At 66.3% G+C, this 17,198-nt stretch carries 21 protein-coding genes and 1 tRNA gene; 8 read left to right on the top strand and 14 right to left on the bottom strand.

What is annotated here, in order from left to right:
* Nucleotides 1–31: 31 nt before the first annotated feature.
* Nucleotides 32–685, top strand: a complete 654-nt coding sequence (locus ACSSV8_RS00830; protein ID WP_354538928.1) for a hypothetical protein — start codon at nucleotides 32–34, stop codon at nucleotides 683–685.
* A 4-nt stretch (nucleotides 686–689) separates the two neighbouring features.
* On the opposite strand, the gene ACSSV8_RS00825 is transcribed toward ACSSV8_RS00830, so the two are convergent.
* The 3 genes from ACSSV8_RS00825 to ACSSV8_RS00815 form a co-directional block, all read right to left on the bottom strand.
* Nucleotides 690–2,984: a glycosyl hydrolase family 28-related protein gene (locus ACSSV8_RS00825; RefSeq protein WP_454281190.1), complete on the bottom strand. Its 2,295-nt coding sequence runs from the start codon at nucleotides 2,982–2,984 to the stop codon at nucleotides 690–692.
* Between the two features lie 99 nt (nucleotides 2,985–3,083).
* Nucleotides 3,084–3,485, bottom strand: a complete 402-nt coding sequence (locus ACSSV8_RS00820; RefSeq protein ID WP_354538930.1) for a DUF4864 domain-containing protein — start codon at nucleotides 3,483–3,485, stop codon at nucleotides 3,084–3,086.
* A gap of 36 nt (nucleotides 3,486–3,521) precedes the next feature.
* Nucleotides 3,522–3,917 carry a c-type cytochrome gene (locus ACSSV8_RS00815; RefSeq protein ID WP_454281189.1) on the bottom strand — a complete coding sequence of 132 codons (396 nt, stop codon included), beginning with the start codon at nucleotides 3,915–3,917 and terminating at the stop codon, nucleotides 3,522–3,524.
* A gap of 609 nt (nucleotides 3,918–4,526) precedes the next feature.
* Between ACSSV8_RS00815 and ACSSV8_RS00810 the strand changes: the two genes are divergently transcribed.
* Together ACSSV8_RS00810 and ACSSV8_RS00805 are read left to right on the top strand one after the other, a co-directional pair.
* Nucleotides 4,527–4,856 carry a hypothetical protein gene (locus tag ACSSV8_RS00810; RefSeq protein ID WP_354538932.1) on the top strand — a complete coding sequence of 110 codons (330 nt, stop codon included), beginning with the start codon at nucleotides 4,527–4,529 and terminating at the stop codon, nucleotides 4,854–4,856.
* Between the two features lie 57 nt (nucleotides 4,857–4,913).
* Nucleotides 4,914–6,371 (top strand): multicopper oxidase family protein, encoded by a 1,458-nt coding sequence (locus tag ACSSV8_RS00805; protein ID WP_354538933.1) that lies wholly within the window; start codon nucleotides 4,914–4,916, stop codon nucleotides 6,369–6,371.
* Between the two features lie 36 nt (nucleotides 6,372–6,407).
* Here the strand turns inward: ACSSV8_RS00805 and ACSSV8_RS00800 are convergent, their stop codons facing one another.
* The 3 genes from ACSSV8_RS00800 to ACSSV8_RS00790 form a co-directional block, all read right to left on the bottom strand.
* Nucleotides 6,408–7,085, bottom strand: coding sequence for an ABC transporter ATP-binding protein (locus ACSSV8_RS00800; RefSeq protein ID WP_354538934.1), 678 nt, complete (start codon nucleotides 7,083–7,085; stop codon nucleotides 6,408–6,410).
* The gene (locus tag ACSSV8_RS00795; RefSeq protein WP_454281188.1) at nucleotides 7,078–8,367 is read right to left on the bottom strand and encodes a lipoprotein-releasing ABC transporter permease subunit; all 1,290 of its coding nucleotides are present in this window, start codon (nucleotides 8,365–8,367) and stop codon (nucleotides 7,078–7,080) included. Before ACSSV8_RS00795 ends, ACSSV8_RS00800 begins: the two co-directional genes overlap by 8 nt.
* Before the next feature lie 79 nt (nucleotides 8,368–8,446).
* Entirely contained in the window at nucleotides 8,447–9,700 is a 1,254-nt protein-coding gene (locus tag ACSSV8_RS00790; protein WP_454281187.1) for a UbiH/UbiF/VisC/COQ6 family ubiquinone biosynthesis hydroxylase, read from the bottom strand.
* Nucleotides 9,701–9,744: 44 nt separating this feature from the next.
* Here ACSSV8_RS00790 and ACSSV8_RS00785 point away from each other — a divergent pair, with 44 nt between their 5' ends.
* A complete protein-coding gene (locus ACSSV8_RS00785; RefSeq protein WP_354538937.1) occupies nucleotides 9,745–11,082 on the top strand; it encodes an amidase in 1,338 nt (445 codons plus the stop codon).
* Nucleotides 11,083–11,158: 76 nt separating this feature from the next.
* Here the strand turns inward: ACSSV8_RS00785 and ACSSV8_RS00780 are convergent, their stop codons facing one another.
* The 3 genes from ACSSV8_RS00780 to hisF are packed head-to-tail and all read right to left on the bottom strand — an operon-like array spanning nucleotide 11,159 to nucleotide 12,553.
* Nucleotides 11,159–11,449, bottom strand: a complete 291-nt coding sequence (locus ACSSV8_RS00780; protein ID WP_354538938.1) for a Dabb family protein — start codon at nucleotides 11,447–11,449, stop codon at nucleotides 11,159–11,161.
* A gap of 4 nt (nucleotides 11,450–11,453) precedes the next feature.
* Entirely contained in the window at nucleotides 11,454–11,768 is a 315-nt protein-coding gene (locus ACSSV8_RS00775; protein ID WP_354538939.1) for a phosphoribosyl-ATP diphosphatase, read from the bottom strand.
* Nucleotides 11,765–12,553, bottom strand: a complete 789-nt coding sequence (gene hisF, locus ACSSV8_RS00770) for an imidazole glycerol phosphate synthase subunit HisF (RefSeq protein ID WP_454281302.1) — start codon at nucleotides 12,551–12,553, stop codon at nucleotides 11,765–11,767. The genes ACSSV8_RS00775 and hisF overlap by 4 nt, the downstream gene beginning before the upstream one ends.
* A 104-nt stretch (nucleotides 12,554–12,657) precedes the next feature.
* Between hisF and ACSSV8_RS00765 the strand changes: the two genes are divergently transcribed.
* Entirely contained in the window at nucleotides 12,658–13,107 is a 450-nt protein-coding gene (locus ACSSV8_RS00765) for a DUF302 domain-containing protein (RefSeq protein WP_354538940.1), read from the top strand.
* 44 nt (nucleotides 13,108–13,151) lie between these two features.
* On the opposite strand, the gene ACSSV8_RS00760 is transcribed toward ACSSV8_RS00765, so the two are convergent.
* The gene (locus tag ACSSV8_RS00760) at nucleotides 13,152–13,439 is read right to left on the bottom strand and encodes a hypothetical protein (RefSeq protein WP_354538941.1); all 288 of its coding nucleotides are present in this window, start codon (nucleotides 13,437–13,439) and stop codon (nucleotides 13,152–13,154) included.
* A gap of 4 nt (nucleotides 13,440–13,443) precedes the next feature.
* Entirely contained in the window at nucleotides 13,444–14,163 is a 720-nt protein-coding gene (hisA, locus tag ACSSV8_RS00755; RefSeq protein ID WP_454281186.1) for a 1-(5-phosphoribosyl)-5-[(5-phosphoribosylamino)methylideneamino]imidazole-4-carboxamide isomerase, read from the bottom strand.
* A gap of 144 nt (nucleotides 14,164–14,307) precedes the next feature.
* Between hisA and ACSSV8_RS00750 the strand changes: the two genes are divergently transcribed.
* Both ACSSV8_RS00750 and ACSSV8_RS00745 read left to right on the top strand, forming a co-directional pair.
* Nucleotides 14,308–14,697: a DUF2147 domain-containing protein gene (locus tag ACSSV8_RS00750; RefSeq protein ID WP_354538943.1), complete on the top strand. Its 390-nt coding sequence runs from the start codon at nucleotides 14,308–14,310 to the stop codon at nucleotides 14,695–14,697.
* A gap of 47 nt (nucleotides 14,698–14,744) precedes the next feature.
* Nucleotides 14,745–15,170, top strand: a complete 426-nt coding sequence (locus ACSSV8_RS00745) for a VOC family protein (protein ID WP_354538944.1) — start codon at nucleotides 14,745–14,747, stop codon at nucleotides 15,168–15,170.
* A 4-nt stretch (nucleotides 15,171–15,174) separates the two neighbouring features.
* On the opposite strand, the gene hisH is transcribed toward ACSSV8_RS00745, so the two are convergent.
* The 3 genes from hisH to ACSSV8_RS00730 form a co-directional block, all read right to left on the bottom strand.
* Nucleotides 15,175–15,813 (bottom strand): imidazole glycerol phosphate synthase subunit HisH, encoded by a 639-nt coding sequence (gene hisH, locus ACSSV8_RS00740; RefSeq protein ID WP_354538945.1) that lies wholly within the window; start codon nucleotides 15,811–15,813, stop codon nucleotides 15,175–15,177.
* Between the two features lie 60 nt (nucleotides 15,814–15,873).
* Nucleotides 15,874–16,461 carry an imidazoleglycerol-phosphate dehydratase HisB gene (gene hisB, locus ACSSV8_RS00735; protein ID WP_354538946.1) on the bottom strand — a complete coding sequence of 196 codons (588 nt, stop codon included), beginning with the start codon at nucleotides 16,459–16,461 and terminating at the stop codon, nucleotides 15,874–15,876.
* A 108-nt stretch (nucleotides 16,462–16,569) separates the two neighbouring features.
* A tRNA-Gly gene (locus ACSSV8_RS00730) sits at nucleotides 16,570–16,644 on the bottom strand.
* 178 nt (nucleotides 16,645–16,822) lie between these two features.
* Here ACSSV8_RS00730 and ACSSV8_RS00725 point away from each other — a divergent pair.
* Entirely contained in the window at nucleotides 16,823–17,149 is a 327-nt protein-coding gene (locus ACSSV8_RS00725; RefSeq protein ID WP_354538947.1) for a DUF1330 domain-containing protein, read from the top strand.
* Nucleotides 17,150–17,198 lie beyond the last annotated feature (49 nt).

Below are 17,198 nucleotides of genomic sequence, written 5' to 3'. Positions count from 1 at the left end.
CTTTTTAATCAAGGTTAAGGCGGAGGTGACCATGCCCGCTCGCCTGTGGCTCGCGCTTGTCCTGCTGCCATGGTGCGCCGCCATGGCACAGGCGGGGGCATGGCCGCGCGAAAAGGGGCAGGTATTCCTGTCCTTTTCCAGCCAGATCGAGGCGCGGGACGAAAATGGCATCAACCGCCAAAGCTATGGATTTTACGCCGAATACGGCGCGACCGCGCGGCTCACCCTCGGGCTGGACGTCAATGGCGACGCGCTGCGCATGTCCAAGGCCATCGCCTTTCTGCGCTGGCCGCTCGGGCGCGCGGATCACCGGTTGAAACTGGCGCTGGAGATGGGGGCGGGGCAGGTCGAGGACAAGACCGCCCTGCGCCCCGGCCTGTCCATGGGCCGGGGGTTTTCCCTTGGTGAACGTCACGGCTGGTTCAATGCCGATCTGCGCGCCATCCTCAACGGCGATACCGCGTTCGAGACCGAACTCACCGCCGGCCTCTCGGTCACGGCGCGCGCCAAGGTCATCGTGCAGCTTCAGGCCGGATCCCCCGATCAGGGGCAAGACTATCTCCGCCTTGCCCCCTCGTTCGTCTACGAAATGCGCCCCGGCGCGCAGATCGAGCTTGGCCTGCTCGAGCCGCTTTCGGGCGGCGGCGAGCGCGGGCTGAAACTCGGCCTCTGGCGTCAGTTCTGAGCCGTCAGAGCGGCTCGTCCATCCGCACCGTGACGAGCACCCTGCCGCGCACCGGCGTGCCCCAGCGCAGATGCACCCGGTCCCGGTCCGGGCCCTGCTGCCCCAGCGTGTAGGGCATCCCGAAATGCGCGGCACCCGTCCCGATGCTGATCTGTCCCTCGGCCACCACCGCATCCACCGATTTGGCCAAACCCCGGAACGGCAGGCGCGGCGCGGGTTCGATCACCCATGTCTCGGCGGCGCTTGCCTCCTCGTGCCGCAGCAAAAGCGGGTTCTGCGTGTCGATATTGACGTTGCTGAAACTGTTGCCGGTGAACAGGATGTTGCGCACCCGCTCGAAATCCAAATCGGCAAAGCTTGTGTCCACGCCCTCGACCCGGTCGATATTGCCGTCGATCAGCCGGAAGGTGTTGCCCGTCACCGTCAGCCCGTTGATGAAATGCCCCGGGCCGTGCGGCTTGACCGTGACGAAGGTAAAGGCGGGCGCGGTGCTTTGCGACAGGAACACGTTGCCGGTGATGCTCAGCGTGCTGAACGAGAACTCGCTGGCGAAATCGGGGGCGGCGTCGTGCTCGTTGCTCCATTCAACCGAGCAATCGCAGATGTAATTGCCGGTGATGGTGCCGCGATTGTTGGTGCGTGTCAGCACAAACCCGGCCATGCGCGGCCCGATGGGGCCCGAATCGCCCTGAAAGACGTGATTGCCCGAGATGATCGAACTGCTCCCCGCCATCACCGCAAAATGCCGGAAATGCATCACGCGGTTGTTGCGGATCTTGAGGTCATTGGCATTGGCGTTGAATCCGATGCTGACGCGATCCACCACCAGAAGCGGGCTTTCGTTCGAGATGAACTGACAACGGTCGATCATCATGCCCTGGTCGCCCTCGCCATGGCTGGTGATCCCGCGATCCCTGGGGCGGGTGAAGAAACAGTCGCGGAAATGGTTGGCCGAGCCTTGCGGCGGCAGAAGAACCGCGCTGCACGTGCCGCCGCACTGGAAATCCACTTCCGAGATCACCAGGCGCGAGACATCCTGAAAGCCGCTGAAATCGAGCATGTATTTGAACCGGCGGAAGGTAAAGACCTGTGTTCCGGCGGCATCGAACAGCGGTTGGCTCAGTGTGATCTGCCCCGCCGCGATGTTGCGGTTGGTGACATAGACCTCGCGGCCCACGCCATTGCCCTCGACCAGCGACCCGACGGGGATATTGGCCACATCCGCCACGTTGATCAGGCGCCGCGTGTTGCTTTCGGGCGCATAGGTGGCCTGCGACGTGACCACTTCGGTGTCCCAGGCGGGCGTCGGAAAGACCGAGAATTGCCCGTTCTGGATGACGTGACGCTGGTTATAGGTGGTGCGGTTGCCCACGGCGGCCTGCATGTCGACGGGTTCGCGCAGCGCGACCTTGCGCCCCGCCAGATCGAGCGTGACATGCCCTGCATTGTTCAGAAGTGCCTGATACGCCTTCCTGAACGCCAGTTCGCTGTCGCCGAAAGCGTCGATATAGGCGGGCAGATCGTAGTTCTTGGTCAGCGACAGGATCGCCGCATCGGGCATCACCACCGTGCCCTCGAAGCGGATGCGGCTCTGGATCGTGGTGCTCTGGCCCAGAAAATAGGTGCCCGCGGGCACGATGATCTCGCGGCCCCCGGCGGCGGTATCGGCGGCCTCGAACGCGGCGTGATCATCCGTCACCCCATCGCCGATGGCCCCGAAATCGCGCACATCGACCGTGGCGACAATGTCGCGCAGGAAAAACCGGCTCACATCCTCGATCTCGATATCGTCGATCCGCACCACGCCGCCCGACGGCCCGGTCAAGTCCAGCCCGAAATGGCCGAACACCGCCTGCGGCCCCCAGACCATGTCAACGCCCGTGCGCTGCCCGGTGCCGACAATGGCGCGCACCTCGACCACCTCGCCATAGGTCGTGAGCGTCACCTGCGGCCCGCTCACTGTCACGCCAGAGAGCACAACGCCGCCCGCGCCCCCGGCAAAAGCGGCGATGCGCACATTTGGAAGATTGCCCGCCACTGCCTTGATCCGGGCGCGGATCTGAAGGTAACAGCCCGGCAGGATCGGCGTTTCACCCATGAAGCGCAGGCGCTGCACCGCCTCGATCTTCTGCACTTCCAGCGCGCCGCCGAAATCCTGATCGGCGGGGACGAAGGCGGCATTGGGGGCGCTTGCATAGGTGTCGGAGCCGGGCCGCCCGTCGCCGCTCGACCATTGATCGAGCCCCGCCGCAAAGGGCTGGGGCATGAAGGTGATGCCTTGGGTGATTGCCTTGTTCATGGGGTCCCTTTCCATCTGCCGCATGGGCCGCGTGCCGGGAAAGGGGGGTAGCAAGGCGCGGTTAACGGGGTCTCAGGCCACCGTCACGGTGCTTGTCGCTCAGACGCTGCTTTCGGGGGCCTCGCGCAGGTGCACGCCGTTGATCTTCAGCGTGCCGCCCTCTTCGATCATCTCGTAATCCGCGATCCAGCCGCGCCCCGCCGCATCGCGCAGGAAAACCTCCTGCCACAGGCGGCCGCCGATGTCGCGCGCCTCCAGAAAGGTCACCTCCGAGGGCCGCCACACCATCGGATAGCCTTGCTCGACCATGTGACCGAATATCTCGGGAGAGCCGAATTTCTGCTGGATCACGGGGCTTGCGAAACCGTAGGCGCGGGGCAAATCGCCCGTCCGGAACGCCTCGATCTGCGCCTCGATCACGGCGCGCGCGGCGGCGTCCTCGGCGCGGGCGGGCAGGGCGGTGGCAAGAACCAGCATCAGGGTCAGGGCTAGGGCACGCATGGCAAATCCTCCGCTTTGGCAGGGAAATAGCCCGGATCAGCGCCGCTGCAACCCCTCCAGCCAGGCCACCAGATCGGCCATCGGCTGCGTGCTCCGGACCGCCTCCCCGGTCTCGGAGCGAATGACCAGATCGCGGCCCGCGAAGAGATCCCCGTAAACCGGCATCTCGTTGCCATGGGCCAGCACCGGATCGCGCCCGTCGATCCGCCAGATCACGCGGGCGCGCGGGAACACCCCGCCATTGCCCGCAGCCAGCCGCGTAAGGTCCGGCGGATCGAGCGTCAGCACCCGGCGCATCGGCCCGTCCCCGGTGCCATCCGTCCCGTGACAGGCGGTGCAATAGCGACTGAAGATCTCCGCGCCCACGCGCGTATCCTGCGCCTCTGCCGCTCCGGCCATCAAGATGAGTGCCGCCACTGTCGCGCCCCGCATCCCTGCCCCCTTTGTGACGTTGCCTCTGTCAGGGATGGGGTATCTTGCCGGGGCGGTCAAGCTACCGTAGTTTCCACGGTGAAACACGGCGCGCATCAATGTTCGGCAAAAAACATGAAAAGAGTGTCCCAAGCCCATGACTAGAGTTACCATATCAATTTTAGTGAGTTTGACAGCATCCACTGCCGCGCTTGCTGAGACATCACAGTTATCAGAATACCTGTCTTCAATGGACAGGACAGAAGTTCGATTTTCTGGGAAAATTCGATACAATAGTAGTGACAAGTCATTCACATTTTATGACGAAAATCGAGAACCTTTCGGCGTGACCGTTGATACGGGTCGAGACGCACGCGAACGCATTGAGAGAGAATGTGACAATACAAGCTTCATGTTTTCATATTCTGATCTGTGCACGATATCTGGAGGGGGAACTATCGAAATACGAGGGTCTCGAGTTTACATCAGCATCGAGCAAGTTGATCAGATCGGGAAATAGAAATGATCTGACTGCTGCCACTGCCGCGCCCCGCATGTTCGCCTCCCGATTTGCCTCGTTCCGGCATGTTGCATCTTGCCGGAGCGGTCAAGCCACCCTATTTTCAAAGCATGCGCCGGATCTTCACCGCTCTGCCATTCGTGGCCATGCTGCTTGGCCTTGTGCTGAGCCTGCCCGCGCTTGGCCTTCACGGCGCGGCACATGACAAGGTTGCGGCGCATCACAATCACCTCGCACCCGCGCACCCGATGCCGTCGGACCTGCCCGATGACGGCGATGACATCGCCTGCAAGGCGCTTTGCACCGGCCCGCTCCTGACCAGAACGACCGGCGATGCGCGCCCCCCCGCGTCCCACGCGGCGCAACCCCGGACCGACGCCCCGCGCTTCTGGGTCGATTGGGTGCGCCCGGTCTCGCCCCCTCCGAAACATCTGGCCTAATAGCACCAACTGGCCCGCCGGATGCGTTCCGGCCCCCCTGTTTTCGGAGAAATTCCAATGACCCTCCTTTCGCGTCGCGGCTTTCTTGCCGCGTCAACCGCCGCATCTGCGGCCCTTCTTCTGCCTGCCCGTGTCCGTGCCGCATCAGGCGCGCGCCGCCTGACCGCCACCACCCGCACCATCGAGGTGCAGGGCCGTGCCGCCACTGTCATGGGCCTAGTCGATGACGCCGGCCGACTCGGCCTCGTCCTTGATCCGAACGAACGGTTTCGTGTCGATCTGATCAATGACCTCGCCCATGAGACGATTATCCACTGGCACGGTCAGATCCCGCCCAATGCGCAGGACGGCGTGCCCAATACCAACCCGATGCTGTCGCCGGGTGAGACGCGCGCCTTTGATTTCGCCCCGCGCCCCGGCACGTTCTGGATGCACAGCCACATCCCGGCGCAGGAAATCGGCCTGCTCGCCGCGCCGCTCGTCGTGCGCTCCGGTGCCGATCTGGCCGAGGACCGGCAGGAGGTGGTGCTGTTCCTGCACGATTTCTCGTTCAGCACACCCGAGGAGATTCTGGCAGAGGTCACGGGCGGGGATGGTGGCGGGCATGGCGCAGCCCCGGCCATGGGTCACGGGGCGATGCCGGGCATGGCGGGCATGCAGGGCATGATGGGGGGCATGGGCGGTATGGGGGCCATGGCGATGGACCTCAACGACTTTGATTTCGACGCTTATCTTGCCAATGACCGCACGCTTGACGACCCCGAGGTGATCGCCGTCGAGCGCGGCGGGCGGGTGCGTCTGCGCGCGATCAACGCCTCTTCGATGACCGTTTACTGGCTCGATCTTGGTGCTGTGACCGGGCGGCTTGTCGCCACCGATGGCGATGCGTGCCAGCCCCATGCCGCCGCGCGCTTTGCCATCGCACCGGGCCAGCGGCTCGATATCGAGATCGACCTGCCCGGCGACGGCACCGCCCTGCCGGTGCTGGCCCTGCGTGAGGGCGCGCGCGAGCGCACCGGCCTCATCCTTGCCCCCAGGGGCGCGGAGATCCCCCGCATCGCGGGCCTGTCGGAGGCCGATCATCCCCCCGCCTCGACCGACCTCACGCAGGAGGCCGCGCTGCGGGCGCTTGCGCCTCTGCCCGACCGCGCGGCAGACCGCAGCCAGCATGTGATGCTGGGCGGCGCGATGAGCCCCTATCTTTGGACCATCAATGGCCAGGCCTATGGCACTCACGCGCCGATTCCCGCCCGCAGCGGCGAGCGTGTCGAACTCACCTTCCACAACATGTCGATGATGGCGCATCCGATGCATCTGCACGGCCATGCGTTTCAGGTGGTGGGGCTTGGCATGACGCGGCTCTCGGGCGCGCTGCGCGATACCGTGCAGGTGCCGCCGATGAGCATGGTGACCATCGCCTTTGACGCGGGCGAGGCGGCGCCGTGGATGCTGCATTGTCACCACATGGGCCATCTCGCCACCGGCATGATGACCGAACTTGCCGTCACCGCCTGAGCAATCCGTCGCCGCCCCCTTGGCGGGGCGGCGGCCTTACACCACCCGCCCCTGATCGAGCCGCACCACGCGATCCATCCGCGCCGCAAGCTCGAGGTTATGCGTGGCGATCAGCGCCGCCAGCCCTTCATTGCGCACCAGCCGCTCGAGCGCGGCAAAGACCTGATCGGCGGTGCCGGGATCGAGATTGCCGGTCGGCTCATCGGCCAGCAACAGCCCCGGACGGTTCGCCAGCGCCCGGCAGAAGGCCACCCTTTGCTGCTCGCCCCCCGACATGGCCGCAGGCCGGTGACCGGCGCGCGCGGCGACGCCCACCTCCGCCAGCAACGCCCGCGCGCGCGTCTCGGCCTCTGCGCGCGCCACGCCATCGGCCAGTTGCGGCAGCACGATGTTCTCCAGCGCCGTGAACTCCGGCAAAAGGTGGTGGAACTGATAGACAAAGCCCACCTCGCGCCGCCGGACCGCCGTGCGGCGACGCTCGCCAAGGGCGGTGACATCCTTGCCGCCGATCCCGACCGTGCCGCTATCGGCGCTGTCGAGCAGCCCGGCGATGTGCAGAAGTGTCGATTTGCCCGCGCCCGAGGGGGCCACGAGCGCGACCATCTCGCCGCGCTGCACCTCGAGATCCACGCCCTGGAGCACGAGGACTTCTCCCACGCGACCCCGGTTATAGCCCTTCTCGACACCCGCGAGGCGCAGCATAGGATCACTCATAACGCAGCGCCTCCACCGGGTTCATCCGCGCCGCGCGCCGCGCCGGGAAGAGCGTGACCACGAAGCTCAGGCCAAGCGACAGCGCCACGGCCGTGAGCACATCGCCCGCCTGCAATTTCGCGGGCAGGTGATAGATGCCGCGAATGGACGGATCCCAGACCTGCCCACCCATCATCATGTTCACGAAGGAAAATATCGGGTCGATATAGAGAGCGAAGAGGCAGCCAAGGATCACCCCCGCCGCCGTGCCGATCAGGCCCGTGAAGGCTCCGCAGATGAAGAACACCCGCAGGATCGAGCCTTCGCTGAGGCCCATGGTGCGCAGGATGCCGATATCGCGCCCCTTGTTCTTGACCAGCATCACAAGGCCGGAGGTGATATTGAGCGTGGCGATCAGCACGAGGATCGAGAGGATCACGAACATCACGTTATCCTCCACCTCGAGCGCGCGCAGAAACGATCCGCTCGAATCCTGCCATGTCCAGACCAGCGCCCGGTCGCCGCCCGCGCGCAAGAGCGCCGGGATCATGTCGTCTACCCGCTCGGGGTTGCGCACCATGACCTCGATCTCGTCGGCGCGCCCGTCGCGGTTGAAATAGCTCTGTGCCTCGGCAAAGGGCATGTAGACGCGCACCCGGTCGATATCGTAGCGCCCGGCAGAGAAGATATAGGTCACGTCATAGGCGTTGATCCGGGGGCTTGTGCCAAGCGGCGTCTTGACCCCGTCGGGCGAGATGAGGCGGATACGGTCGCCCAGCGACAGGCCCAGCTCCTGCGCCACGCCCGAGCCGATGGCGATGCCCTCATCGAACCGCGCGATATCGCCGCGCCCGGTCTCGGGGTCGGCCACGCGCGGGATGGTCAGCAGGTCCGCCGGGTCGATGCCGAAGACCTGCACGCCCGCGTTGCGCCCGTTCGCCGTGGCCATGACCTGTCCCTTCACGAGCGGTGCCGCGCGGGTGACGCCCTCGACCGCGCGCAGCCTCTCGGCCATCGCCTCATACTCGGCAATGGTGCGGTCGACGCGCCCGGTCAGCGGGTCGGCCGTCCCGGCCTGATAGAGGGTGGCATGGGCATTGGCCCCAAGGATGGTATCGACGAATTCCGCGCGAAACCCCGAGCGCACCGACAGCGTGGCAATCAGCGCAAAGACCGCCAGCGTGATCCCGACAAGGCTGATCCAGGTCATCACGCTGACGCCGCCCTCGGCGCGGCGCGCGCGCAGGTAGCGCCAGGCGATCATCCACTCAAACGGGGCAAAAGGGGGGGGCGTTGCGGCCATGTCGGCTCCTCGGGGCAAAGATCGCGCGGACAGTGGGCATTTCGCCTCATGGCGTCAAGGCACGGCGTCAGGAGGGCTGTCAGCCCTTCATCAGCGCGGGCAAGTCGCCCGTGAGCCCCGCCGCCTCGCGGATGAAGCCGCGACGCAGGGCAGGCAGCTGCGAGATGGCCCCCATGCCAAGGTCGCGCGCCGCGCGCAGCAAGGGATTGTCATTGGAAAAGAGCCGGTTGGTCAGGTCCGTTGCCAGCGCCAGCGTGGCCGTGTCGAAGCGCCGCCATTGCTGGTAGCGGGCCAGCACGTCGGGCGCGCCGATTTCCTCGCCCCGGCGGGTGGCCTCGCCCAGCACCTGCGCCAGCGCCGCCACGTCGCGCAGCCCGGCATTGAGGCCCTGTCCGGCAATGGGGTGCATCCCGTGAGCGGCGTCGCCGATGAGCGCGAGACGGTCCGCCACGAAGCTGTTGGCGACGGTGAGGTTGAGCGGATAGGTGTAGCGTTTGCCGCGCAGCGTGATCTCGCCCAGGAAATCGCCGAAGCGCGGGCGCAACACCTCCATGAAGGCGTCATCGGGCAGGGCCGCGAACCGCGCGGCGGTCTCGTCGGTCTCGCTCCAGACGATGGAGCTGACATTGCCCGGCAGCGGCAGGATCGCCAGCGGGCCGGGCGGCATGAAGAACTGATGCGCGATGCCGTGATGGGGCAGCGCGTGCTCGATGGCGGCGACCAGCGCGGTCTGGCCATAGCCCCAGCCGGTGCGCCGGATACCGGCCCGCGCGGCGGTGCCCGAACCGCGCCCGTCCGCCCCGATGAGCACGCGCCCGCAAAGCGACTTGCCCGAGGCAAGCGAGAGCAGGACACCTTGCGGGCTGACCTCCTGCGCCACAACCTCTTCGCCCGAAAGCTGCGTGATCCCGGGTGCCTCCTGCATCGCGTCGATCAGCGCGCGGCGCAGAAAGCGGTCCTCGAGCATGTGGCCCATCGGGCCTTCCTCGATCTCGGCATGATCGAAATGCAGGAAAAAGGGGGCAGGCCCCTCGCCCGCGCGCCCGTCCGAGACCTTGATTTCCAGCATCGGCTGCGCGTTCCCGGCCACCCGCTCCCAGACCCCGAGATTGCGCAAGAGCCGCACCGATGAGAGCGCCAGCGCATAGGCGCGCCCGTCGAAATCGCCCGCCTCGCGCACCGGCGCGGGCAGCGCGTCGATCACGGTGCTGGTAAGCCCCGCCGTCGCTGCGGCCAGCGCAAGGGCAGGGCCGTTCAGGCCGCCGCCGACAATGAGAAGATCACGCGTCTTTTCCATGCTGCTCAATATGGCCGCGCGCGCGGGATTGTCCATGCGCTCTCGTGCCGCTAGCAAGGGGGCAAAGCGGGAGGATGGACATGCAGGACTGGCTTACCATGAGCGCGGCCGATCTGGGACGCGGGATCGAAGGCGGCGCAATCGACCCGGAGGCGCTGACCGACACCTATCTTGCGGCGATCAGCGCGCATCCGCTGCGCGACGCGATCTACAGCGCCGTGACCGAGGATCGTGCCCGCGCCGAGGCGGCAGCAGCGGCGGCGCGTGCGACGTCGGGGCAGCGGCGCGGCCCGCTCGATGGCGTGCCGATCAGCTGGAAAGACCTTTTCGACAGTGCCGGCGTGGCGACAGAGGCCGGATCGGCCCTGCTCAAGGGGCGCGTGCCCGACCGCGATGCAGAGGTGTTGCGCAATGCCACGGCGGCGGGGCTGGTGTGTCTGGGAAAGACCCATATGAGCGAACTGGCCTTTTCCGGCCTTGGCCTGAACCCGATCACCGCCACCCCGCCTTGCGTCAATGACCCCGCTGCCGTGCCGGGCGGCTCGTCCTCGGGGGCGGCGGCAAGCGTGGCCTTCGGTCTGGCGGCCTGCGGGATCGGCTCGGATACGGGGGGCTCGGTGCGCATTCCTTCGGCGTGGAACGATCTTGTGGGGCTCAAGACCACGGCCACGCGGGTGTCGCTCAACGGGGTGGTGCCGCTCTGCCTGAGGTTCGACACGGTCGGGCCGCTTGCCCGCTCGGTCGAGGACGCGGCCCTGATGCTCGCCGCGCTCGAAGGCGGCAAGCCCGCCGATCTGCGCGGCGCGTCGCTTCGCGGGGTGCGGTTTGCGGCGCTCACCACCACCGTGCTCGACGACCTGCGCGAGACACCCGAGGCGGCCCATGCCGGGGCGGTCGCGCGCCTGCGCGCCGCCGGAGCCGTGATCGAGGAGATCGACGCGCCCGAAGTGGCCGAGGCCATGCCGCTTTCCCCGGCGCTCTTCACAGGTGAGGCTTACGGCCTCTGGCGGGAGGTGATCGAGGCCGCCCCCGACAAGATGTTCGCGCCGATTCTGGAGCGGTTCCGGGGCGGGCGAGAGATTTCCGCCGCCGATTACGTCGCCGCATGGCAGAAACTGGAGAGCCTGCGCGCGGTCTGGCATGCGCGGGTCGCGGGCTATGATGCGGTGCTGATGCCCGCCTCCCCCAACCTGCCGCCCGACCGCGAGCGGCTGATGGAGGGGGGCGAGTATTACGTGACCGAGAACCTGCTCACGCTGCGCAACACCCGCGTCGGCAACCTGATGGGGCTTTGCGCCGTGACGTTGCCCACGGGCGTTCCATCCTGTGGCCTGTTGCTGTGCGGCAAGCCGTTTCAAGAAGAGCGGCTGTTGCGCGTGGCAAAGGCGGTCGAGGACGTGCTCGGAGCAATTGCCTGAGAGGCGACCCCCAAGAAAATTCGCGAATTTTCTTGGGCCGGAATTTTTTCTCGAAAAAATTCCCGGCGACCGCCGCTCAGCCGGATTTGAAATCGGCGGCGATACGCTGGTCGCGCAGGGGCCGCACCAGAGCGATGCACTCGGCATAGATCGGGTGCGCCTTGTAGGCGGCAAGGGCCGCCTCGTCCGCGAACTCGGCATAAACCACAAGATCGACACGTGCGCCCGCGATGGCATCGCTTTGCAGGTTGCGGCCAACCTCGAAATGGCGGGCATGGGGAATATCCGCCAGCATCATCAGCCCCTCGCGGATGCGATCCACGTCCTCGGGATTGGCGGCGGAGAAGAACACGATATGACGGATCATCAGCTCAGTCTTTCGAACGGGAGGCTTTTTCGGAGAGGCCGGAGGTGCCCTGTCGGCGCGCCAGTTCCGCCATCACGTCAACCAGCGCCACATCGCGCGAGTGCAGCATGACCAGCAGGTGAAAGAGCACATCCGCCGCCTCTGATGTCAGGCGGTCGCGGTCGCCCTTCACCGCCTCGATGATGGCCTCGACGGCCTCTTCGCCGAATTTCTCGGCGCATTTCTCGGGGCCTTTGGCCAGAAGCTTGGCGGTCCAGCTTTCATCGGGGGCGGCTTGTGCGCGGGCGGCGATGATGCGCGCGAGATCGTCGAGTGTCATGCCGCCAGCCTCATCGGGATGCCTGCGGCGGCCATATGCGCCTTGGCCTCGGCGATGGTGTAGGTGCCGAAGTGAAAGATCGACGCGGCGAGAACGGCAGAGGCATGGCCCTCGGTCACGCCCTCGACAAGGTGGTCAAGCGTGCCGACGCCACCCGAGGCAATCACGGGGATATCCACCGCATCGGCGATGGCGCGGGTCAGCGGGATGTTGAATCCCGCCCTTGTCCCGTCACGGTCCATCGAGGTGAGCAGGATCTCACCCGCGCCCTTGCTGGCCACAAGCCGGGCAAAGTCCACCGCGTCGATCCCGGTAGGCTTGCGGCCCCCGTGGGTGAAAATCTCCCATTTGCCGGGGTCGCCCCGGAGGGGCGCGGGGGGGCGGACTGTCTTGGCGTCGATGGCCACCACGATGCATTGGCTGCCGAACCGGTCGGCGGCGCGGGCGACCACGTCCGGGTCCGCGACAGCGGCGGAATTGAAGCTGACCTTGTCCGCGCCCGCCAGAAGCAGCGCGCGCACGTCCTCGGGCGAGCGCACGCCGCCGCCCACGGTGAGCGGGATATAACAGGCCTCGGCGGTGCGGCGCACCACGTCGAACATGGTGCCGCGATTTTCGTGCGTGGCGTGAATGTCCAGAAAACACAGCTCATCCGCGCCCGCCGCATCATAGGCGCGCGCGGCATCGACCGGATCGCCCGCGTCGCGCAGATCGACAAAGTTGACACCCTTGACCACGCGCCCGTCGGCCACGTCGAGGCAGGGGATGATGCGGGTCTTGAGCATGGGTTCGCCGGGTTTGGTGACAGTGTCACGGTTTCTATGGGCAAATCCGTCAGGATGCCAGAGGATGCGACGCAGATTCGCATCGATCATTGACGGAGGGTTTCATGAGACGATTTCTGAGCGCGGTGGCGATCACCCTGGCGGCGTTGCCCGCAGTTGCGGGCGATGACGACATCATCAAGCTCCGCGCCGGGGCAGATGTGCCCGCCACCATGGACCGGCTCGAGTCGGCGGTGACGGGGGCCGGGGCCACGGTATTCGCCCGCGTCGATCACGCCGCTGGGGCGGCGAGCGTGGATATGGCGCTCGCGCCATCGCAACTGCTGATCTTCGGCAACCCGAAGATGGGCACGGCGGCGATGCAGGACGATCCGCGCGCGGGCCTCTTTCTGCCGCTGCGGGTGCTGGTTTATGAGGATGCCGAGGGGCAGGTGTGGCTCGCCTATCAAGACCCCGAAGACATGTTCGCCGACCTGAAGATTTCCGATGATGCGCCGTATCTCAAGATGATGACCGGCGCGCTGGGCAAACTCACCGCTGCCGCTGTCGAGTAGCCGGGCGCTGATCGCACGGCACCTCCGGGACCTTCGCGGCGCTCTTACCGGCGGCGGCGTCGCCACATATGCAGCCCGCCCGTGATGATGAGGACGAGCAACAGGATCGCGCCGACCGGGAGCGTCAGCAGCATCAGCCAGCCCGCCACGAAGGCCGTGTAAAGCGTGTCGCCCCAATCGTGGCCATTGACGACGCAAGGGTTGGTGAATCCCTCGTGAAGGGTGCAGCCATGGCGTCGGGCGAACGCCTCAGCCCAGATCACCGACAGCAGCGGGGCTGCGCAAATCGCTATGCCAAGCACAAGGACCGCATAGAGTGCGCGCAGTGCCATCGCTTCACTCCATCAGGGCGGCCACCGCCGCACGCAGGTCAAGCGCCCCGTCATAGAGCGCGCGACCCGAGATCGCGCCCGCGATGACGCCGGTATCGCGCAGCGCAATGAGATCCTCGAGCGACGAGACGCCGCCCGAGGCGATGACCGGGATAGACACCGCCCGCGCTAGCGCTGCCGTGGCCTCGACATTCGGCCCCTGCATCGCGCCGTCGCGGTTGATGTCGGTATATATGATCGCGGCCACCCCGGCATCCTCGAAGGATTTGGCCAGATCGGTGGCGTCCACATCAGTCTCCTCGGCCCAGCCCTTGGTGGCCACGCGACCGCCTCGCGCGTCGATCCCGACCGCCACCTGCCCCGGAAAGGCGCGCGCCGCCTCGCGCACGAGGGCCGGGTTCTCCACCGCCACGGTCCCGAGGATCACCCGCGCCAGCCCCCGGTCGAGCCAGCGTTCGATGGTGGCCATGTCGCGGATTCCGCCGCCAAGCTGCGCGGGCACCTTGCAGGCCGCGAGGATCGCCTCGACCGGCGCGGCATTGACCGGTGCCCCGGCGAAGGCCCCGTTGAGATCCACCAGATGCAGCCATTCGCAGCCCGCCGCGACAAACTCCAACGCCTGCGCTGCGGGGTCCTCGTTGAACACCGTGGCGCGCTCCATGTCGCCGCGCAGAAGGCGCACGGCGCGTCCGTCCTTGAGGTCGATGGCGGGGTAGAGGATCATCGGCGCACCTTTCCTGTCTGCTCTGCGCGGTTATGCACGCCCGCGCGGGATTTGCAACGCGACCCGCCGCGACCCAACGTCAGACTTGATTTCAACGCGCCCGCTGTCAGAGGATTTGCCGCAGCAGTCAGGGAGGACAACGACATGCGCAAGTTTCTGATGATCACGGCGGTTCTGAGCCTTGGGGCAGGCTCGGCCATGGCAGAGCCGCTTCTGGGCATGTGGCGCACGGCCGCCGACGACAACGGCAATTCCGGTCTGATTCAGGTAGCCCCTTGCGGCAGCGCGATTTGCGGCAAGCTGGTCAAGTCCTACAATTCCGCCGGGCAGGAGATCGCAAGCGAGAATATCGGGCGCAACATCATCTCCGAAACGGTGCCTACCGGCGGCGGGGCCTACAAGGGCAAGGTCTACAGCCCGGATCGCGGCAAGACCTACAATTCCAAGCTGCAACTCAATGGTGATACGCTCAAGGTCAGCGGCTGCGTGATGGGCATCTGCCGCGATGGCGGCACCTGGCAGCGGGCGAAATAAAGCCGCGCGCTTTGACAAGGGGGGCGGGGCTGCGGCACACTCGGGTCATGACGGATGATGTCCTGCCCCCTCCCGCCGCCATCCTTGAGGCCGCGCTCTACGCCTGCGATCTCGACGCCGCCGAGGCGTTCTACGGCGGCTTGCTTGGTCTCGAACGGATCGTGCGGGTGGGGGCGCGCCATGTGTTCTACCGCGTGGGCGCGGGCGTTCTGCTGATCTTCAACCCCGATGAGACGGCCAAGCCGCCCGACAGTCCCGCTCTGCCCGTGCCACCGCATGGTGCGCAAGGGCCGGGGCATTTCTGTTTTGCCGTCGAGGGGCCAGCCCTCGATCGCTGGCGCACCCGGCTCGAGGCGGCGGGGGTGGCGATCGAGGCCGATTTCCGTTGGCCCGGTGGCGCGCGCTCGGTCTATTTCCGCGACCCGGCGGGCAATTCCATTGAAATGGCCGAGCCGCGCCTCTGGGAGAGCTGATCGCTCAGGGCCGCCACGCCAGAAAATTGGCAATGAGACGCAGCCCGGTGGCCTGGCTCTTCTCGGGGTGGAACTGGGTGCCCAGCATCGTGTCGCGCCCGACAATGGCGGTTATCGCGCCGCCATACTCGACATGCGCGAGGCGATGCGCGGGGTCGGCGACCTCGAAGTGGAAGGAATGGACGAAATAGGCGTGATCGCCGGTTTCGATCCCGCCCAGAACCGGATGGGCATGGTCGATCACCAGATCGTTCCAGCCCATATGCGGCACCTTGAGCGCAGGGTCGGTGGGGGCAATATGCGCGACCGTGCCGCCGATCCAGTCGAAACCGGGGGTCTCGGTATATTCCAGCCCGCGCGTGGCCAGCATCTGCATCCCGATGCAGATGCCAAGGAACGGGCGGCCATGGCTGCGCACCGCCTCGTCGATGGCCTCATAGACGCCGCGATGGTCAAACAGCGCCGCGCGGCAGGCCGGGAATGCCCCGTCTCCCGGCAGCACGATGCGGGCGGCGCGCCGGATCACCTCGGGGTCGGCGGTCACGATCACATCGCCCGCGCCGGTCTCCTGCGCCATGCGCTGAAACGCCTTTTCCGCCGAGTGCAGGTTGCCGCTCTCGTAATCGACGATGACGGTGGTCATGGCTTTATCCTTTGTCGCGCAGCTTGTTCCGAAAACCGGCATCCACTTTTCGGGCTGCGCTCAGAGACTGCCCTTGGTCGAGGGGATCGCGTCGGATTTGCGCGGATCGCTCTCGACCGCCTCGCGCAAGCTGCGCGCCACGGCCTTGAACGCGGCTTCGGCGATGTGGTGGCTGTTGATGCCCGCGAGCGCCTCGACATGAAGGGTGATGCCGCCATGGGTGCTTAGCGCCTGAAAGAACTCGCGCACAAGTTCCGTGTCGAACGTGCCTATCTTGGCCGTGGGCAGGGCCACGTTCCACACGAGATAAGGCCGCCCCGAGAGATCGAGCGCCGCGCGCACCAGCGCGTCATCCATCGGCAGAAGGCAGGCCCCGTAACGGCGGATGCCGCGCTTGTCGCCAAGCGCGTGGGCCAGCGCCTGCCCGAGGGCGATGCCCACATCCTCGACCGTGTGGTGATCGTCGATATGCAGATCGCCCGCGCAGCGGATGGTCATGTCGATCAGCGAATGCCGCGCCAACTGGTCCAGCATGTGATCGAAAAAGCCGACGCCGGTGCGGTTGTCGTAACGGCCCGACCCATCGAGCGCAATTTCCACGCTGATATCGGTCTCGGCGGTCTTGCGGGTGATGGTTGCGCTGCGCATGGGGCCTCCGGCTGGCGTTGCGCGCTCTATACTGCGCGCCGCGCGGCAAGGGAAGAGGCCCGCGCGCACCCCGGACGGCGCCCCATTTTCGTAGAAAAATCTGGAAAATGGAGCGGGCGAAGAGATTCGAACTCTCGACCCTTACCTTGGCAAGGTAATGCTCTACCCCTGAGCTACGCCCGCGTCCTTGGGTGAGGCGTGAGATACAAAGCCTCGCGCCGCGCCGCAAGAGGAAAATCGCGGTGCGCGCAGAAAATCCCGGCATGGGCTTGCGACCAAAGTCTGTGTCGGGCGCGGACGGGTTTTCCGTGCTAGGCTCGCGTGGGGCCTCGGGAGGAGCGCCCGCAACAGGAGGACAGCCATGCCCGTCTATCTCATCGCTCAGGTCAAGGTGGCCGAGGACAGTTGGGTGCCCGAATACGCGGCCAGGACCCACGACATCGCGGCAAAACATGGCGGGCGCTATCTGTCGCGCAGCGCCAACATCACCACGCTGGAGGGCAACGCGCCCGATACCACCCTGATCGCGCTGATCGAATTTCCCTCGCTCGAGGCGGCGAAGGCCTTTGGCAGCGATCCCGAATACGCACCCTTGGCCCGCGCCCGGCAGGCGGGCAGCGAGGGGCATTTCTGGGTGATCGACGACACCGACGCGGCGGGCGGCATCCCCTACCTGCCCAAGGGCTGAGCCGCGCCCGCTTGCCAATCCCGCCAGCGCGCCGCATCCTCGCGTGACA

It is taken from the genome of Roseovarius sp. MBR-79 (assembly GCF_053628555.1).
The sequence above is the reverse complement of the archived record's forward strand: the minus strand, read 5'-3'. Positions and strand labels throughout refer to the sequence as shown.

Bases quoted from the DNA above. Each gene is read 5' to 3' on its own strand.
- ACSSV8_RS00830 (WP_354538928.1), top strand. From the start codon at position 32: ATGCCCGCTCGCCTGTGGCTCGCGCTTGTCCTGCTGCCATGGTGCGCC.
- ACSSV8_RS00825 (WP_454281190.1), bottom strand. From the start codon at position 2,984: ATGAACAAGGCAATCACCCAAGGCATCACCTTCATGCCCCAGCCCTTT.
- ACSSV8_RS00820 (WP_354538930.1), bottom strand. From the start codon at position 3,485: ATGCGTGCCCTAGCCCTGACCCTGATGCTGGTTCTTGCCACCGCCCTG.
- ACSSV8_RS00815 (WP_454281189.1), bottom strand. From the start codon at position 3,917: ATGCGGGGCGCGACAGTGGCGGCACTCATCTTGATGGCCGGAGCGGCA.
- ACSSV8_RS00810 (WP_354538932.1), top strand. From the start codon at position 4,527: ATGCGCCGGATCTTCACCGCTCTGCCATTCGTGGCCATGCTGCTTGGC.
- ACSSV8_RS00805 (WP_354538933.1), top strand. From the start codon at position 4,914: ATGACCCTCCTTTCGCGTCGCGGCTTTCTTGCCGCGTCAACCGCCGCA.
- ACSSV8_RS00800 (WP_354538934.1), bottom strand. From the start codon at position 7,085: ATGAGTGATCCTATGCTGCGCCTCGCGGGTGTCGAGAAGGGCTATAAC.
- ACSSV8_RS00795 (WP_454281188.1), bottom strand. From the start codon at position 8,367: ATGGCCGCAACGCCCCCCCCTTTTGCCCCGTTTGAGTGGATGATCGCC.
- ACSSV8_RS00790 (WP_454281187.1), bottom strand. From the start codon at position 9,700: ATGGACAATCCCGCGCGCGCGGCCATATTGAGCAGCATGGAAAAGACG.
- ACSSV8_RS00785 (WP_354538937.1), top strand. From the start codon at position 9,745: ATGCAGGACTGGCTTACCATGAGCGCGGCCGATCTGGGACGCGGGATC.
- ACSSV8_RS00780 (WP_354538938.1), bottom strand. From the start codon at position 11,449: ATGATCCGTCATATCGTGTTCTTCTCCGCCGCCAATCCCGAGGACGTG.
- ACSSV8_RS00775 (WP_354538939.1), bottom strand. From the start codon at position 11,768: ATGACACTCGACGATCTCGCGCGCATCATCGCCGCCCGCGCACAAGCC.
- hisF (WP_454281302.1), bottom strand. From the start codon at position 12,553: ATGCTCAAGACCCGCATCATCCCCTGCCTCGACGTGGCCGACGGGCGC.
- ACSSV8_RS00765 (WP_354538940.1), top strand. From the start codon at position 12,658: ATGAGACGATTTCTGAGCGCGGTGGCGATCACCCTGGCGGCGTTGCCC.
- ACSSV8_RS00760 (WP_354538941.1), bottom strand. From the start codon at position 13,439: ATGGCACTGCGCGCACTCTATGCGGTCCTTGTGCTTGGCATAGCGATT.
- hisA (WP_454281186.1), bottom strand. From the start codon at position 14,163: ATGATCCTCTACCCCGCCATCGACCTCAAGGACGGACGCGCCGTGCGC.
- ACSSV8_RS00750 (WP_354538943.1), top strand. From the start codon at position 14,308: ATGCGCAAGTTTCTGATGATCACGGCGGTTCTGAGCCTTGGGGCAGGC.
- ACSSV8_RS00745 (WP_354538944.1), top strand. From the start codon at position 14,745: ATGACGGATGATGTCCTGCCCCCTCCCGCCGCCATCCTTGAGGCCGCG.
- hisH (WP_354538945.1), bottom strand. From the start codon at position 15,813: ATGACCACCGTCATCGTCGATTACGAGAGCGGCAACCTGCACTCGGCG.
- hisB (WP_354538946.1), bottom strand. From the start codon at position 16,461: ATGCGCAGCGCAACCATCACCCGCAAGACCGCCGAGACCGATATCAGC.
- ACSSV8_RS00725 (WP_354538947.1), top strand. From the start codon at position 16,823: ATGCCCGTCTATCTCATCGCTCAGGTCAAGGTGGCCGAGGACAGTTGG.